Source organism: Pelagibacterium xiamenense (assembly GCF_021166475.1).
Lineage (GTDB): Bacteria > Pseudomonadota > Alphaproteobacteria > Rhizobiales > Devosiaceae > Pelagibacterium > Pelagibacterium xiamenense.
This window is the reverse complement of sequence record NZ_JAJOYS010000001.1, coordinates 1,395,604-1,412,592: the sequence shown is the minus strand read 5'-3', so window position 1 is coordinate 1,412,592 and position 16,989 is coordinate 1,395,604. Positions and strand designations below refer to the sequence as shown.

Annotated in this window: 12 protein-coding genes; all 12 read left to right on the top strand. The window is 61.0% G+C overall.

All coding sequences use genetic code 11. The annotated features are described in order from the left end of the window. The first annotated feature begins 205 nt into the window (after positions 1-205). On the top strand, positions 206-1,597 hold the full coding sequence (gene mctS, locus LSG43_RS06925; RefSeq protein ID WP_231802370.1) for a two-component system sensor histidine kinase MctS: 1,392 nt from the start codon (positions 206-208) through the stop codon (positions 1,595-1,597). Then, complete coding sequence (gene mctR / locus LSG43_RS06920) at positions 1,594-2,238, top strand: two-component system response regulator MctR (RefSeq protein WP_231802368.1); 645 nt, start codon at positions 1,594-1,596, stop codon at positions 2,236-2,238. The genes mctS and mctR overlap by 4 nt, the downstream gene beginning before the upstream one ends. Before the next feature lie 132 nt (positions 2,239-2,370). Further along, the gene (locus LSG43_RS06915; protein WP_231802366.1) at positions 2,371-3,492 is read left to right on the top strand and encodes a microcin C ABC transporter permease YejB; all 1,122 of its coding nucleotides are present in this window, start codon (positions 2,371-2,373) and stop codon (positions 3,490-3,492) included. Then, positions 3,493-4,587, top strand: a complete 1,095-nt coding sequence (locus LSG43_RS06910; protein ID WP_231802364.1) for an ABC transporter permease — start codon at positions 3,493-3,495, stop codon at positions 4,585-4,587. It abuts the gene before it with no gap. 5 nt (positions 4,588-4,592) lie between these two features. Beyond that, on the top strand, positions 4,593-6,203 hold the full coding sequence (locus tag LSG43_RS06905) for an ABC transporter ATP-binding protein (RefSeq protein ID WP_231802831.1): 1,611 nt from the start codon (positions 4,593-4,595) through the stop codon (positions 6,201-6,203). Between the two features lie 73 nt (positions 6,204-6,276). After that, complete coding sequence (locus LSG43_RS06900) at positions 6,277-8,136, top strand: extracellular solute-binding protein (RefSeq protein WP_231802362.1); 1,860 nt, start codon at positions 6,277-6,279, stop codon at positions 8,134-8,136. Positions 8,137-8,190: 54 nt separating this feature from the next. Beyond that, complete coding sequence (locus LSG43_RS06895; protein ID WP_231802360.1) at positions 8,191-9,450, top strand: NAD(P)/FAD-dependent oxidoreductase; 1,260 nt, start codon at positions 8,191-8,193, stop codon at positions 9,448-9,450. A 102-nt stretch (positions 9,451-9,552) separates the two neighbouring features. Then, positions 9,553-10,701, top strand: coding sequence for an alpha-hydroxy acid oxidase (locus LSG43_RS06890; protein ID WP_231802358.1), 1,149 nt, complete (start codon positions 9,553-9,555; stop codon positions 10,699-10,701). Positions 10,702-10,709: 8 nt separating this feature from the next. After that, positions 10,710-11,585: a carboxylating nicotinate-nucleotide diphosphorylase gene (gene nadC, locus LSG43_RS06885; RefSeq protein WP_231802356.1), complete on the top strand. Its 876-nt coding sequence runs from the start codon at positions 10,710-10,712 to the stop codon at positions 11,583-11,585. A 152-nt stretch (positions 11,586-11,737) separates the two neighbouring features. Beyond that, positions 11,738-12,304: a PadR family transcriptional regulator gene (locus LSG43_RS06880; RefSeq protein ID WP_231802354.1), complete on the top strand. Its 567-nt coding sequence runs from the start codon at positions 11,738-11,740 to the stop codon at positions 12,302-12,304. A 131-nt stretch (positions 12,305-12,435) separates the two neighbouring features. Next, positions 12,436-13,632 (top strand): efflux RND transporter periplasmic adaptor subunit, encoded by a 1,197-nt coding sequence (locus tag LSG43_RS06875; protein ID WP_231802352.1) that lies wholly within the window; start codon positions 12,436-12,438, stop codon positions 13,630-13,632. Next, positions 13,629-16,982 carry an efflux RND transporter permease subunit gene (locus tag LSG43_RS06870; protein ID WP_231802350.1) on the top strand — a complete coding sequence of 1,118 codons (3,354 nt, stop codon included), beginning with the start codon at positions 13,629-13,631 and terminating at the stop codon, positions 16,980-16,982. Before LSG43_RS06875 ends, LSG43_RS06870 begins: the two co-directional genes overlap by 4 nt. The last annotated feature ends 7 nt before the right edge of the window (positions 16,983-16,989 follow it).

Genomic DNA, 16,989 nt, shown 5'->3' with positions numbered 1-16,989 from the left:
CGTATTTTTGCCTCTCCCCCAACCGCACTAACCCGGTCTCGGACGAAGCGCGGAGCAAGCAGAGCGCAAAGGTCCGCGCGCTGTCGAGCCCCGCGCATCCATGGTGACAATCTTTATAGCGAAATGCTACCCACTACTACGCAGATCAACCGGCCTAATACATGCTAAGAAGTGTAAAAAGGCCGGAGGAGGCTTTCAGACAAAGATGCAGCTTCGCCATCAGATTCTCGCACTGTCGGTGGTGCCGCTGGTGCTGGCAATTCTTGCGATCACCACGCTTGTGACCTGGCAATCGACCCAGCTGGCGCGCACCAGCATCGACACGTTCGAGCGCAACATGCTCAAGGCCAAGCAGACCGAGCTTTTGAACCTTACCAACCTCGCGATCTCGGCTATCAGCGAGATTTATCAAAATGCAGGACCGGATGACGAGGAGGCAAAGCAGCAGGTTCGCGACATCCTCTCTTCGCTCGACTATGGTGAGGATGGGTATTTCTTTGTTTATGACTATGATGGCAACAACGTCGTCCACCCGCGTCAGCCGTTTCGGGTCGGCGTCAACTGGATCGACCTGCAGGACGCTAACGGCGACTATGTGATCGCCAACCTCATCGAAAAAGCCCGCGAGGGCGGCGGCCTGCATCAGTATTTGTGGGAAAAGCCTTCCGCGGAGACCATAGCCGAAAAGCTGTCGTTCGCTGTCGGCCTCGACAAGTGGGAGTGGATGCTGGGGACCGGTGTCTATCTCGACGACGTCTACGCTCAAACCGCCGCGGCCAATGCCGATCTCAGGGCCTCGATCAATTCGACCTTTCTCACCGTGGCGCTCATCGCCGTACCCTCCGTCCTCCTCGTCTTCGGCACGTGGATGTTTCTCAACCTCCATGAGCGGCGCCTGGCCGACACCAAGCTAAAGGAACTCACCCAGCGCGTGATCGACACGCAGGAAGAAGAGCGCAGCCGCATCGCCCGCGAGCTTCACGACGGGATTTCCCAGATCCTGATCGGAGCGCGCTATACGATCGATCTGGCGCGTCGAAAGGTACAGAGCGGCGGCGAAGGCGCGCCAGAGGCGATCGACAAGGGGGCGGACGCCCTCAATGGCGCGATCAAGGAGGTGCGGCGTTTAAGTCACGACCTCCGTCCCCCCGCGCTGGACGACCTCGGCCTTTCGGCCGCCCTCGAGGCACTCGCGCACAATTTCACCGAGCGTACGGGCATTCCGGTCGAACTTGAGGCGGTCGCGTTCAAGAACGTCATTATTCCCGAATCCAAGACCGCGCTGTACCGGGTTGCGCAGGAAGCGCTCAACAACATCGAGCGGCACGCCAGCGCGAGCGCGGTCACGCTCCGGCTTTCGAGCCCGCATGGGCGGGTGCAGATGGTCATCAGCGACAACGGTCGCGGCTTTGCCGAGGGAAACAGGAAAAAGCCGGGCGCGCGCTCCGGAGGGCTGGGGCTGCGAAACATGCAGGAGCGCATGGCTCATTTCGGCGGATCGCTACTGGTCGAAACCGGGCCCTCGGGAACAACGCTTCACGCCACGCTTCCCAAGACCGTCTTCATCAAATCCGCCAAGCTTGCGGACGTCGCATGACAGCTCAAGCCCCCATCAAAGTCCTCCTTGTCGACAACCACCCGCTCGTCCTCGACGGGTTGAAAGCGATCCTCGAAACCTATGAAAACATCGCGGTTGTGGGCGCCGCAGCCACGGCGCGCAAGGCGCTGGAGATCGCGCAGGCGAACCGGCCGGATGTCGTCCTCATGGACATCAACATGCCTGAACTCAACGGGCTCGACGCCATTGAACTCTTCAAGGAGCAGGCCCCGTCAACGCGGCTTCTGATGCTCTCGATGCATGACAGCCGGGAATATATTTCGACCTCGGTCATGTACGGGGCATCCGGCTACATTCTCAAAGATGTCTCGACCGATGAGATCATCACCGCTGTCGAGACCGTCGCAGCGGGCGGCACCTATTTCTCCTCAGGAGTATCCGACGTGCTGCTCGAGCGCCGCGCTGACGCCAAGACGCGGGCCCTCACGACCCGCGAGCAGGCGATTCTGCTGTTGATTGCGGGCGGCAAGAGCAACAAGGATGTCGCCGCCACGCTCGATATTTCGACGCGCACCGTCGAAACCCACCGCAAGAACATCAAGAAAAAACTCGGCATCGCAACGACCGCGGGGCTTACGCGGTATGCCATCGAGAACGGGCTGATCGGGAACGAGGGCTAGCTCGCGGTGCGGTCAAATATCCGTGCCTGCACTGCGTTTTACCCTTTTATCCGCATTGCAAAAACGACATTGTGAGCATCGTGCAAATACCGCTGGAGCGACCGCGGGTCAGAGTGAGGAAACCGAGTCTCGATGGGCGCCTATATCGTGCGACGCCTTTTGCTGATGATCCCGACGATCCTGGGAATCATGGCCGTCTCCTTCCTCGTTATCCAGTTTGCGCCGGGTGGGCCGGTCGAACGCATCATCGCCCAGATGAGTGGGACCAATGTCGATGCGTTGACGCGGGTGACCGGTACGGTCGAGGGTGACTTCGCCGGCCAGGGCGGGGTCGATACCTCCGGCGCCGAACAGGAGGACGACGGGGTTGGCGGCTACAGGGGCGCGCGCGGACTTTCCCCGCAGTTCATCGCGCAGCTCGAAGCGCAGTACGGGTTCGACCGTCCGCCACTCGAGCGCTTCGCGAGCATGATCTGGGACTATCTGCGCTTCGATTTCGGTGAGTCCTATTTCCGCGATATCTCCGTGGTCGATCTGGTGCTTGAGAAGATGCCGGTGTCGATCTCGCTCGGGCTGTGGATGACATTGATATCGTACGGGATTTCCATTCCACTGGGGATCACCAAGGCGGTGCGCGACGGCTCTCGGTTCGACGTCTGGACCTCCGGCGTCATCATCATGGGCTACGCGATTCCCGGGTTTCTTTTCGCGATCCTGCTGATCGTCCTGTTTGCTGGCGGCTCGTTCTGGTCGATCTTTCCCCTGCGCGGGCTCACATCGGACAATTTCGCGTCCCTGCCCTTTCATTTGCAGGTCCTCGATTATTTCTGGCACCTGACCCTGCCCATCATCGCTATGGCGGTCGGCGCATTCGCAACGACGACGCTTTTGACCAAGAATTCGTTTCTCGACGAAATCCGAAAGCAGTACGTGATCACCGCTCGGGCGAAAGGCCTTACCGAGCGCCGGGTGCTGTACCGTCACGTTTTCCGCAATGCGATGCTGCTCATCATCGCGAGTTTTCCCGGCGCGTTCATTGGCGCGTTCTTCAGCGGATCACTTCTGATCGAAACGATTTTCTCGCTCGACGGGTTGGGGCTGTTGGGGTTCGAATCCGTCCTCAACCGGGACTATCCGGTCGTCTTTGCAACGCTCTACATCTTTTCGCTTCTGGGGCTGATCATCGGGCTCATCTCCGATCTCACCTATATGTGGATCGACCCGCGTATCGACTTCGAGTCGCGGGAGGTCTAGGTGCAGCTTTCGGCAATAAACAGACGCAGGCTTGAGAACTTCCGCAAGAATCGGCGGGGATATATCGCATTCTGGCTGTTCCTGATCCTCGTTGCGGTTTCGATGTGCGCCGAAGCCGTCACGAACGACAAGCCGCTCATTGCATACTACAAGGGCGAATTGCTGTTTCCGGCCGTGGTCAATTATCCCGAGACCAAGTTCGGCGGCTTTCTGGCGATCCCGCAATACCGCTCGAGCTTCATCCAGGAGGAGATCAACGCGAACGGCTGGATGATCTGGCCGCTCTTTCGCTACTCCTATCGCACGAAGGACAGCGCTCTGCCCGTCCCCAATCCGGCGCCCCCAAGCTGGATGATGAGCCGGGAAGCAGCCTGCGCGCGCTATCCTGAGGGCGCCGCCTCCGCCGAGTGCACGCTCGGCAACATGCATATGCTCGGCACCGACGATCAGGGCCGCGATGTGCTGGCGCGGCTCATTTACGGGTTCCGCATATCGGTGTTGTTCGGCGTGGTCCTGACCGTGCTCTCATCGATCATCGGGGTGGCGGCAGGCGCGGTGCAGGGTTATTTCGGTGGCTGGACGGACCTCCTGTTTCAGCGCTTCATCGAAATCTGGACGTCGATCCCCTCGCTCTATCTCATCCTCATCATATCGAGCGTCATCGCGCCCAATTTCTGGGTCTTGATCGTGATCCTGCTGCTTTTTTCATGGGTGGCGCTGGTGGGGATCGTGCGCGCGGAATTCCTGCGCGGCCGCAATTTCGAGTATATCAACGCGGCGCGCGCGCTCGGGGTCAACAGCAAGACCATCATGTTCCGGCATCTTCTCCCCAACGCGATGGTCGCGACAGTCACCTTCATGCCCTTCATCCTCGGCGGCTCGATCACGACGCTTACCTCGCTCGACTTTCTCGGCTTCGGCATGCCGCCGGGCTCGCCCTCGCTGGGAGAACTGCTCGCGCAAGGCAAGAACAACCTGCAGGCACCCTGGCTCGGGCTTACCGGCTTTGCCTCGATCTCGATCATGCTCAGCCTGCTGGTCTTTATTGGCGAAGCCGTGCGCGACGCGTTCGACGCACGCAAGACGTTCGCGTGAGCGCCATGACCACGCCGCTGCTTTCAATCCGCAACCTCGATATCGACTTCGTGCTCGGGAAGCGCACGATCGGCGCCGTCAAATCGGTGAGTTTCGACATTGCCCCGGGTGAAACGGTCGCCCTGGTGGGCGAGTCCGGTTCAGGCAAATCGGTGACCGCGCTCTCGGTTCTCAGGCTCCTGCCCTATCCGGCAGCACGGCACAGGCAAGGGGAAATTCTCTTCAAGGGCCGCGACCTGCTCACGCTCGGGGACAAGGCCCTGCGCCGGGTGCGGGGCAACGACATTTCGATGATCTTCCAGGAGCCGATGACCTCGCTCAATCCGCTTCATACCGTCGAGCGACAGATCAGCGAGGTGCTCTTCACGCATATCGGGCTCTCGAAAGCCGCGGCGCGCAAACGTGTGGTTGAACTCCTCGACGCCGTAGGTATTGCCGATCCCGAAACGCGGCTCAATTCTTTCCCGCACCAACTCTCCGGCGGTCAGCGCCAGCGCGTGATGATCGCTATGGCGCTTGCGAACGAGCCCGACCTTCTCATTGCCGATGAACCAACCACCGCTCTCGACGTCACGGTGCAGGCACAAATCCTCGACCTTTTGCGCGACGTGCAAAAGAAAATGGGGATGGCGATGCTGTTCATCACCCATGATCTAGGGATCGTTCGCCGTATGGCGGACCGCGTCTGCGTCATGCAGAATGGCGAAATCGTCGAGAGCGAGAAAACCGAGACGCTTTTTGCCAGTCCCCGGCACGCCTACACCAAACACCTGCTTTCGTCCGAGCTTGCCGAGACCTCCCCGCCCGCCGATTCTTCGCGGGAGGTCGTCATGCGCGCGGACGACCTCAAGGTCTGGTTCCCCGTAAAACGCGGCGTGTTTCGACGGACGGTCGGACACATCAAGGCCGTGGACGGGATCGACCTGACTGTCCATGAAGGACAAACGCTCGGCGTTGTCGGGGAGTCGGGTTCGGGCAAAACCACGCTTGGGCTCGCGCTCCTGCGGCTCGTGTCATCCAAAGGCCGCATCGTCTTTCAGGGCAAGGACATCCAGAACCTTCCCTCAAAGGCCATGCGCCCATTCCGGCGCCACATGCAGGTGGTCTTCCAGGATCCCTATGGCTCGCTGTCTCCCCGGATGACCGTGGGCGATATCGTCGCCGAGGGTATGGCCGTGCACATGCCACACATGCGCGCCAAAGAGCGTGATGCGGCCGTTGCCCGCGCCCTCGAGGAAGTCGGTGTCGACCCGGCCAGCCATGATCGCTATCCGCACGAATTCTCGGGCGGCCAGCGGCAGCGCATCGCGATCGCCCGGGCGCTGGTCCTCGAACCGGGGTTCGTCATCCTCGACGAGCCCACGTCGGCGCTCGACATGAGCGTACAAACGCAGATTGTCAGGCTCTTGCGCGATTTGCAGGCGCGGCGCGGACTCACCTACGTTTTCATCTCACACAATCTAAAGGTTGTGCGTGCATTGGCCAACGAGGTCATGGTGATGCACCAGGGTAAGGTGGTCGAGCGCGGGCCGACGGCCCAGATTTTCGATGCGCCGAAGCACGAGTATACGCGCACATTGCTGGCGGCGGCTCTTGAGGATACCGACCCGGCCTAAAGTCGGGCCTCCACAAACCGGCGCGCTCGGGTAAGATCACCTCCCGGGCCTCGCCCAAAGGAAGGGAAGAACGATGAAACTTCATGCACTTGCCTTGAGCATCGCCATTATCGGTACGCTCGGCATGCCCGCAGCCGCGCAAGAGGGCGACAGTGGCTGGCTCAGCGCCTACACAATCGATGGCAGCCCCCCCAAATACCCCGAGGGCTTCGCGCATTTCGACTACGTCAATCCCGATGCCCCCAAGGCAGGTACCGTACGCGTCTCCGCTCTCGGATCTTTCGACACGTTCAACCCTGTCCTGCCGCAAGGCGAGGTTGCGACCGGGCTCGGCCTTGTTTACGAAACGCTTTTCACGCCCTCTCAGGACGAACTTTCGACAAGCTACGGGCTGATCGCCGAGGCGGTACGGTATCCGAGCGACTTTTCGTCCGTCACGTTCCGCATCGATCCGGACGCGCGCTGGGCCGATGGCGAGCCGGTGACCGCCGAGGATGTCCTGTGGAGCTATGAAAAGCTCGTCGAACTCAATCCGTTTTATGCCGACTACTACGCCAACGTCAGCGAGGCGACGATCCCCGAGCCCGGGCAGATCACGTTCGTGTTCGACGAGGCGGGAAACCGCGAACTGCCCTACATCATGAGCCAGATTCTCGTGTTGCCCCGGCATTGGTGGGAAGGCAGCAATGCCGGAGGCGAGACGCGCGACGTGGGCTCTTCGACCCTGGAATTGCCCATGGGGTCCGGCCCTTACGAACTGTCCGGTTTCGTGCCTGGCCGCACGGTCACCTTCACGCTCCGCGACGACTATTGGGCCGCGGATCGCCCGGTCAATGTCGGACAGAACAATTTCGACGAATACCGCGTCGAGTATTTCCGCGACACAACGGTCATGTTCGAGGCCTTCAAGGGCGACGAGTTCGATTGGTGGAGCGAGAACGTGGCGCGCCGGTGGGCGACTGCCTACAACTTCCCTGCCGTCGAGGACGGTCGTGTGATCCTCGAGGAATTCGAAGAGCCGTATCGCGACAGCGGCGTGATGGTCGGGTTCGGGTTCAATCTGCGGCTCGACAAGTTCTCCGACCCGCGCGTGCGCGAAGCGGTCAACTACGCCTTCGACTTCGAGGAGCTCAACCGCACGCTCTTTTACGGCCAGTACGAGCGTATCGATTCCTACTTTTACAGCTCAGACCTGCGGCACGACGGGCTGCCCGAAGGCGAGGAAATGACGATCCTCGAAGACGTTCGCGACATGGTGCCGTCCTCGGTCTTTACCGAGCGCTACACCAACCCCACCGGCGGCAGCGAAGACGCGCTGCGCGAGAACCTGCGCACGGCGCTGCAGCTCTTTAATGAAGCCGGCTACACGCTTGACGGCAACCGGCTCGTCGATGCCAATGGCGAGCAGTTCGGCTTCGAAATTCTGCTCAACGGGCCGACCATCGAGCCGATCGCCCTGCATCTGGCGGACAACCTCAACAGGATCGGCGCCAACGTGACAGTCCGTTCGGTCGACTCCCCGCAATATGTCAACCGCCTGCGCGACCGGGATTTCGAAGTTGCCTATGTCTCCTGGGCACAGTCTCTCTCCCCGGGCAACGAGCAGCGCGGGTACTGGGGTTCCGGGTCGGCGGATGTCGAAAGCTCGCGGAACTATCTCGGCATTGCCGATCCGGGTATCGACGCGCTCATCGACAAGATCGTCTTCGCGGATGACCGCGAAACTCTCGAAGCGGCAACCAAGGCGCTCGATCGCGTCCTGCTCGCGCATCATTTCATCGTGCCGAGCTATGTCATCACCTACGCGCGGACGGCGCGCTGGAACCGGTTCAGCCACCCCGAAACGCTGCCGACCTACTCCATAGGCTTCCCGACGATCTGGTGGTGGGACGAGGAAAAGGCGCAGGAAACCGGCGGCGCCACCGCCAATTAAATTCTACTGGGCCCGACACACGGGCCCGCCCCTCCTTTCAAGCCGGTGCAAACCATGACACATGACGTAATCGTACTTGGCGCCGGAATGGTCGGCGTCTCAACGGCCATTCATCTTGTGCGTCGCGGACGCTCAGTATTGCTCGTTGACAGGCGCGAACCCGGCCAGGAAACGTCGTTCGGCAACGCAGGGATCATCCAGCGCGAAGGCGTGCGCCCGCACCCGTTCCCTCGCGATCTGGCGACGCTGGCTCAAGTCGGCCTGCATTTGAGCACGGCGGCGCGCTACGATCCTCTGTCTTTACCCCGCTTTGCGCCGGCATTGGCCCGCTATTGGTGGAAATCGTCGCCCGCCAGCTATCAAAAAGTTGTCAGGAGCTACGCGCCGCTGATCGCCCAGTCAATCGACGCGCACGCCGACCTGATCGCGGCGGCCGGTGTCGAAGACCTTATTGTCAAGAACGGCTGGTATCTTGCCTTCCGGACCGAGAAGGCACTCAAGGCCGAGACCCGGAAGGCCCAGGCCGATCACGACGCGTACGGCATCCATCACAAGGTCGTCGACGGCGATATGATGGCGCGGATCGAGCCAGGACTTAAAACCCGTCTTGCCGGAGCGCTCCACTGGACCGATCCTTGGACCGTCCGCGATCCCGGCGCGCTCGTTTCGGCCTACGCGCGGCTCTATTCCGAGCTGGGCGGCGCGGTCGCAACGGCCGAAATCAAGGGGCTTACGCAAGACAGTACGGGCTGGAGCGTCGAAACGGGCGAAGGATCGCACCAAGGCCGCGAAGTGGTGATTGCACTCGGCCCATGGGCCCCGGAAATCCTCGACCCTCTGGGATACAGGCTGCCGCTTTTCGTCAAGCGCGGGTATCACATGCACTACGAGCAGCCCGCAACGCATCCCCTCAATAACTGGGTGCTCGATGCCGAAATCGGCTACCTCCTTGCCCCGATGCACAAAGGCATAAGGCTCACGACGGGCGCCGAATTCGCTCCACGAGATGCCGCGGCAACGCCGATTCAGCTCGGACGCGCGGAGAGGGCGGCACGAGGGCTTATCGATCTGGGTGCACGGCTCGATCCGCAACCCTGGAAGGGAGCGAGGCCGTGCACGCCGGACATGATGCCGATCATCGGCGCGGCGCCCAAGCATCGCGGGCTCTGGGTTGCGATCGGGCATGCGCATCACGGTTTCACGCTCGGGCCGGCGACCGGTCGCGTGCTGGCGGAAGCGATGACCGGTGAAAAGCCGGTGATCGACATAGCGCCGTTTGCGATGGAACGTTTCGGCGGGACCTATCCGGACTGACGCGTTGCGTTTCCCGCCCTTCCCCCGCACGCCAATGCGGGCTACACAGGGCGCGCTGGCAAATCGGACATCACCTAAATTGCCATGGGGAAGAGGACTGCAATGAACGCCTACACCATCCACGATCTGATGGACAAAGCGCGCCGCCGCGTGCCGCGCATGTTCTTCGATTATGCGGATTCGGGATCGTGGACCGAAAGCACCTATCGCGCCAATGAGGAGGACTTCAAAAAGATCCTCTTCCGCCAGCGGGTCGCGGTCGACATGACCAACCGGACACTTGCAACGAAGATGATCGGCGAGGACGTTTCGATGCCAGTCGCCATCGCTCCTACGGGCTTCGGCGGGATGCAGCATCCGGACGGAGAAATGCTGGGGGCGAAGGCGGCTGCCGCGGCGGGCATTCCTTTTACGCTTTCAACAATGAGCATCTGCTCGATCGAGGACGTTTCCGAAGCGATCGGCGGAAAGCCATTCTGGTTCCAACTCTATATGATGAAGGACCGCGACTTCATCGCCAACCTCATCGACCGCGCCAAGGCAGCCAATTGCTCCGCTTTAGTGCTCACGCTGGACCTGCAGATTCTCGGTCAGCGGCACAAGGACTTGCGCAACGGCCTGTCGGCGCCGCCCAAAATCAATCTCAACACGTTCATGCAGTTAGCCACCCGGCCTCAGTGGTGCCTCTCGATGCTCGGCACGCGACGCCACACGTTCAGGAACATCGTCGGGCATGCCAAGAATGTAGGCGATCTCTCCTCGCTCTCGTCGTGGACCGCCGAGCAGTTCGATCCCCAGCTCAACTGGTCGGACATCGCATGGATCAAGGAGCGCTGGGGCGGCAAGATCATTCTTAAGGGCATCATGGATCCCGAAGATGCAAAAATGGCCGTTTCGACCGGAGCCGACGCGATCGTCGTCTCCAACCATGGCGGACGGCAACTCGACGGCGCCCCCTCCTCGATCGCGGCGCTTCCAGCGATCGTCGATGCGGTCGGCGATCAGATCGAGGTACATATGGATGGTGGTATACGGTCGGGTCAGGACGTGATGCGGGCGCTGTGCCTGGGGGCAAAGGGCGTTTATATCGGCCGGGCGTGGCTCTATGGGCTTGGCGCCGGTGGGCAAAAGGGCGTTGCCAAGGCGCTCGAAATCATCCGCAAGGAACTCGATATCACCATGGCGTTTTGCGGCGAGCGCGACATCAACAATGCCGGCCCGCACAATCTTGCCGAGAACCGGCTGAGCTAAAGCACCAGATGACCGCCGCGCGTCTGCCCTATCCGCCCGCCCTGCCCGGCCACATCATCGAGGCCGCAGTCCGCATGGCGCTTGCCGAAGACCTCGGGCAAGCGGGCGACATCACCTCGCAGGCCACGATCGGGCCTGACGCGACGGCGGTCGCGCGCATCAATGCGCGGGAGCCGGGAATTATCTGCGGGCTCGATTGCGCGCTTGCCGCGTTTTCCATGATCGGCGACGGGCTCGTGGTCGAGCCTTTCGTTCTTGATGGCGACAGCGTTGAGGCCCGAACCGCCATACTCGAGGTGTCGGGCAATGCGCGGCGGGTGCTCGCCGCTGAGCGAACGGCGCTCAATTTCATGACCCATATGAGCGGCATTGCCACGCTTACGCGACGCTTTGCAGACGCAGTGGCTCATACACCGGCGCACATCTGCTGCACGCGCAAAACCACGCCCGGCCTGCGCGCGCTTGAAAAATATGCGGTGCGTTGCGGCGGCGGGTACAATCACCGCTTCGGGCTCGACGATGCAATCCTGATCAAGGACAATCATATTGCGGTGGCCGGGAGCGTTGCCGAAGCCGTTGCCGCTGCACGGGCGTTCGCGGGACATCTGGTCGCGATCGAAGTAGAAGTCGATACGCTCGCCCAACTCTCCGAGGCGCTCGACGCGGGGGCGGAGGCGATCCTTCTCGACAATATGAGCAACGCCATGCTGCGCGACGCCGTCGCTCTTGCAGCCGGCCGGGCCAAGCTCGAAGCCTCGGGCAACGTCACGATAGAGCGAGTTGCCTCAATCGCCGAGACAGGTGTCGACTACATTTCGACCAGCCGTATCACCATGGCCGCGACGCCGCTCGATCTGGGGCTCGACATCGCCATTAAGGGCTGATTAGGCCTTACTCAAATTTATATGCGCAGAGTTCCGTTGACCCCGATTAGGGTGTGAGCGTGTTCAAATTTTTTGTGCCGGATTGCTATATCTACAAGGATCATATATAGGCCCACCATATTCATAACCAGCATATGGATGGGCCATCCGATATGAATGTCCGCACACTGTGCCTGTCGATTCTCCACGAACGGGAAGCGAGCGGGTATGAAATCCGGAAAATGTGCACAGAAGGCGAATGCGCCTATTTCGTCGACGCCAGTTACGGGTCGATCTATCCGGCCCTGTCCCGCCTCGAAGACGAAGGGCTCGTGACGAGCCGCGTCGAGCACCAGGACGGCAAGCCATCGAAAAAAATGTACGCGATCACCGAGTTGGGGCGTACCGCATTTGTCGAGGCACTGCACGAGCCACTCGGCGAAGAGATGTATCGCAGCCCGTTCCTGCTGTTTGTCCGGTTTGCGCACTTGCTGCCAGCGGATTTGGTTGAAAGCCGAATTAGGGAACAGCTCGCCCGCCTTGATACGAAACTCGAAGAGTTGGCAAAGGTTAAGGCCGAGCTTGATGCCGATCCGCAGGGCAGCCATGCCAATGACGCATGGCTGCTACGCTTTGGTCAAACTTGTCTATCCGTTGCGCGTGATGAACTTAATGCCCACATGCATGAGTTGATTGCGACAGCAAGGTCGTCCGACGCGCATGCGTCCGCCGCCGAATAACGCCGCTTGCGGCCAAACGCGATTTAGTGTTATAGGTTAGTAGTACACTAGAATCGAACTGATGTTTAGAAGGCCGCGCGCGGTGTGTTTCGCCGCCTGGAGACGCGGCGCTACTGTGGGGACCGCCGTCCATGCGTTTTTTAAGATCTTACGGCCTGGCTCTTCTGATCGTTCTGGGCATTGCTGCCTGGATGATCTCAGGTACGCTTATTGAGGGCGGCCAGGGGGCAGGCAACGGCGAACAGCCGCTAATCGATGCGATCGAGGGCGAGGACGGCCCGCTGCGTCCGATGCTTGAGGCTATCGGCATTCTCCAACCCATCGATGAGGACGCCGAGGCGCCGGTCACGGCCGTTGCCCAGGCCGAGATCGAAGACGACCTCCAATCGGTTCGTGTTTCAACCTATACCGCACAGGACATGCCGCAGATCATTCAGTTGCGTGGTCGCACCGAGGCGAATGCTACTGTTGCCGTCCGCGCCGAAACAAGCGGCAATGTCCAGGAAATGCACGTGACAAAAGGCCAGACGGTCGCCGCTGGCGATCTTCTGTGCACACTCGACCAAGGCACGCGCCAGGCCTCCCTGGCGCAGGCCGAAGCCCAGCTCGCTCAGGCTCAGGCTGATCTCGAAAACAACACGGCGCTTCGCGAACGCGGGGTAGCCGCGCCCAATACGGCTCGCCAATACGAGGTTGCTCTTGCCTCCGCTCAAGCAGCGTATGAACAAGCATTGGCCGAATTGGAGCGCACCGAGATCACCGCGACGGTTTCCGGCGTGGTGCAGGAGCCAATGAGCGAGCTGGGCGCCTATCTTTCGGCAGGCAGCGAATGCGCGACCGTCGTTCAGCTCGACCCGATGGTCTTCGTCGGCCAGGTGCCCGAGGCACGGATCGGCGCGCTCAACGAAGGCGACCAGGCGCAGGTGACGACGGTTACCGGGCAAGAGGTTGTCGGCGCGGTCCGTTTCATCGCCGCAACCGCCGACGCCGCATCGCGCACGTTTACCGTGGAGATCGAATTGCCTAACGCGGACGGGACGATCCGGGATGGCGTAACCGCGGACGCGCTGATCCAGACCGGGACGATCATGGCACATCTGGTGCCCCAATCGGTCCTCACGCTGGATACCGCCGGTACGCTTGGCGTGCGCGCCGTGGTGGATGAAGACACTGTAGAGTTTTTTCCGATCGAGGTGGCCCGCGATACCCGCGAGGGCATGTGGGTAACCGGGCTTCCCGAGACGGTCGACATTATTACTTTGGGACAGGAATTTGTGCAGGCCGGGCAGCAGGTGACGGTCAGCCGTGAAGAGGGCGCTCTGTCATGATGAATTTTCTCGAAGCCGTACTGCGGCGGCCCAAGACGGTCCTGACGGCCATGTTCGTCCTGCTGGTGGCGGGTGTTTCGGCCTATATCAACCTGCCCAAGGAGAACATGCCGAACATCGACGTGCCATATCTGTACGTCTCGGTATCCCAGTCCGGTGTGTCACCATCGGATGCCGAGACGCTTCTGGCACGTCCGCTCGAACAGGAGTTGCGCGATCTCGAGAACCTCGAACATATCAGCTCCACCTCGACGACCGGCCACGCCTCGATCTTCCTTGAGTTCAATATCAATGCCGACAAGGATAAGGCGATGGAGGACACGCGGCAGCGCGTCGACCTCGCCAGGTCGCAACTGCCGAGCGATGCCGACGACCCGACCGTACATGAGGTCGATGTCTCCGGCTTCCCGATCATCACGGTGGCCGTCTCCGGCAATGTGCCCGAACGCACGCTGACCACCTATGCCGAAGAGCTTCAGGACGCGATCGAAGGTATCTCCACGGTGCGCGAAGTGGAGCTTTCGGGCACGCGCGAGGAAGTGCTGGAGATCGATGTCGACCTGCTCAAACTCGAGTCCTACGGCCTTACCACCAATGAGGTGTTGGACGCGCTGGCACGGAACAACATGGTGGTTCCGGCAGGAGCGCTCAACACAGGCCAAGGCCAGTTCAACCTCGAAGTGCCCGGCCTTATCGAAAACGCCCAGCAGGTCTATTCGCTACCTCTCAAGACGGTGAACGACACAGTCGTTACGTTCTCCGACGTCGCGACCATCAAGCGCACCTTCAAGGACGCAACTGAATACACCCGCGCCAATGGCGATCCGGCGCTGATCCTGGGCGTCAGCAAGCGCACGGGCACCAACATCATCGATAACTCTCAGAGCGTGCGGCGCGTCGTTGCCGAGACGACTGCCGACTGGCCGAGCGCGATCAATGTGAGCTTCATGCTCGACCAGGCGGTTTCGGCCGAGGATATGCTGACCTCGCTTCAGGGTTCGGTTATCACGGCGGTGGTTTTGGTCATTATCGCTGCGGTCGCGATGCTCGGGCTGCGGCCAGCCTTGCTGATCGGGCTCTCGATCCCGATCTCGTTTATGACGGCGTTCCTGATCCTGCAGTTCATGGGGATCAATATCTCTATGATGGTGATGTTCGGACTCATCCTCACCGTCGGCATGCTGGTCGACAGCGCCGTGGTGATGGTCGAGTATTCCGAGCGCAAGATCTCCGAGGGCTTGCCGCGCAAGGAGGCTTTCATCCGCGCCGCCCGGCTTATGTTCGTGCCGATTCTCTCCTCCATGGGGACGACGATTGCCGCTTTTCTGCCTCTGCTGCTGTGGCCGGGCATCATCGGCAAGTTCATGAGCTATCTGCCATTGACGGTGATTGTGACGCTTGTCGCGTCGTTCATAACGGCCATGGTGTTCATTCCCGTGGTCGGCGGCATCGTCGCCAGAAAGAAAATTTCGCAAGCAGAAAAAGAGCGTGCCGATGCACTCTCGGGTGCGGCTGCGGCGACGTTCGATCCCAAGAATGTGCCCGGACCCGCCGGCGTTTATGTCCGGACGCTTGCGTTCTTCGTGAGGCACCCCATCCTTGTGCTTGTCCTCGTTTTCGGCGGTATCGGCGGCATTTTCTTCGCCTATGCGTCCAATCCGACGGGCATGGTCGCTTTCCCTGAAGTCGAACCGGAATACGCCACCGTGGCGGTGACGGGGCGCGGCAACTATTCGCCCGAACAGATCCGCGACATCATGGTCGAGGTCGAACAGGCTGTGCTGCCTGTCGAGGGCATCAGCGAGATGATCATGAATTTCGGATCGACCGGGGCGGTGGCGTCGGTGCCTTCGGACACGATCGGCAATCTCCAGCTTGAACTCGCGCCCTGGAAGGACCGGCGCAAGGCGAGCGCCATTTTCGCCGACATCCGTGAACGCACCGCCAATATTGCCGGCGTGGGCATCCAGTTGGTCGAGGCCGAAGGTGGCCCTCCGGCCGGCAAGGACATCAACCTTACAATCAAGTCGACGGTCTACGAGGACCTCGGGCCCGCGGTCGCACGCGTTCGCGACTATATCGAGAACGATCTGGGAAACACGATCGACGTGGAAGACACGCGTCCCCTGCCCGGCATCGACTGGAAGGTCACCATCGACCGCGACATGGCGGCCCGCTTCGGTATCGGCGTGCGCGAACTGAGCCCTTATGTCCAGCTCGTCACGTCCGGGCTGACCATCGGGTCGTACCGGCCGGACGACGCTGACGATTCTCTCGACATCGTCGTGCGCCTGCCCCAGGACGAGCGCACGTTCGAAGCCCTCGATACGATGCGGATCGTAACCCCGAGCGGACTGGTTCCGGTATCGAACTTCATCCATCGCGAGGCCGCGCCCAAGGTGGCCAACATCAATCGCGAGGACGAAGCCTATGTGATGAACGTTCTTGCCAATGTCGATGGTGTCGACGCGGAAACCGGCGCGGAGGTCATGACAGCAACGAAGGTGGCCGAGTTGCAGGCCTGGATGGCCGAGCAGGATTGGCCCTCCTCGATCACGTTCGACTTCGGCGGCGCCGACGAACAGACCCAGGAGACCAACCAGTTCCTGTCACAGGCCGGCTTGGCGGTCATCTTCCTGATGTTCCTGATCCTGCTCACGCAGTTCAACAGCTTCTATCAGGTGCTGCTGACGCTCTCGACGGTCATCATGTCCACCGCCGGCGTGGTTCTGGGCATGATGGTGACGGGGCAGCCCTTTTCGGCGATCATGACCGGTATCGGCATCGTTTCATTGGCGGGTATCGTGGTGAACAACTCGATCATCCTGATCGATACCTTCAACCGCTTCCGCGACGAGAATGTCGATCCCGTCGTGGCCACGCTGATGACGGGCGCACAGCGGCTGCGCCCCATCATGCTCACGACCGTAACGACGGTTGCGGGCCTCGTTCCGATGGCGCTGGGCGTCAATTTCGACTTCTTCAACCGCATCCTCGAAGTGAACGGGCTCTCGGGCGGATGGTGGTCTTATTTGACGACGGCGGTCATATCGGGCTTGACCTTCTCGACGCTCCTGACGCTGATCGTGGTGCCGGTCATGCTGGTCGCACCGTATCTGTGGAAACAGCAGATCATGGCCGCCGCCCGGTTCGTCGGCGCGCTCGGGGTCTCTCTAATGGGCCTCTTCGGCCGCAAGCCCAAGGCGCAGCCTGCAGGTCAGGTCGCCGCACCCGCCGGTGCGGTTCCCGAGACCATGGCGAACGCCAATGCCAACGAGCCCGATCGGACGGGCCTTGTGGAAACCGAAAAGAACGGGGTAACCGTGGTTTCCCGGCAAGCCGCCGAATAACTCTTCC

Excerpts from the sequence above, each read along its gene's own strand:
- LSG43_RS06890 (WP_231802358.1), top strand. The coding sequence starts at position 9,553 with ATGAACGCCTACACCATCCACGATCTGATGGACAAAGCGCGCCGCCGC.
- LSG43_RS06870 (WP_231802350.1), top strand. The coding sequence starts at position 13,629 with ATGATGAATTTTCTCGAAGCCGTACTGCGGCGGCCCAAGACGGTCCTG.
- LSG43_RS06900 (WP_231802362.1), top strand. The coding sequence starts at position 6,277 with ATGAAACTTCATGCACTTGCCTTGAGCATCGCCATTATCGGTACGCTC.
- LSG43_RS06875 (WP_231802352.1), top strand. The coding sequence starts at position 12,436 with ATGCGTTTTTTAAGATCTTACGGCCTGGCTCTTCTGATCGTTCTGGGC.
- LSG43_RS06880 (WP_231802354.1), top strand. The coding sequence starts at position 11,738 with ATGAATGTCCGCACACTGTGCCTGTCGATTCTCCACGAACGGGAAGCG.
- nadC (WP_231802356.1), top strand. The coding sequence starts at position 10,710 with ATGACCGCCGCGCGTCTGCCCTATCCGCCCGCCCTGCCCGGCCACATC.
- LSG43_RS06905 (WP_231802831.1), top strand. The coding sequence starts at position 4,593 with ATGACCACGCCGCTGCTTTCAATCCGCAACCTCGATATCGACTTCGTG.
- mctR (WP_231802368.1), top strand. The coding sequence starts at position 1,594 with ATGACAGCTCAAGCCCCCATCAAAGTCCTCCTTGTCGACAACCACCCG.
- mctS (WP_231802370.1), top strand. The coding sequence starts at position 206 with ATGCAGCTTCGCCATCAGATTCTCGCACTGTCGGTGGTGCCGCTGGTG.
- LSG43_RS06895 (WP_231802360.1), top strand. The coding sequence starts at position 8,191 with ATGACACATGACGTAATCGTACTTGGCGCCGGAATGGTCGGCGTCTCA.
- LSG43_RS06915 (WP_231802366.1), top strand. The coding sequence starts at position 2,371 with ATGGGCGCCTATATCGTGCGACGCCTTTTGCTGATGATCCCGACGATC.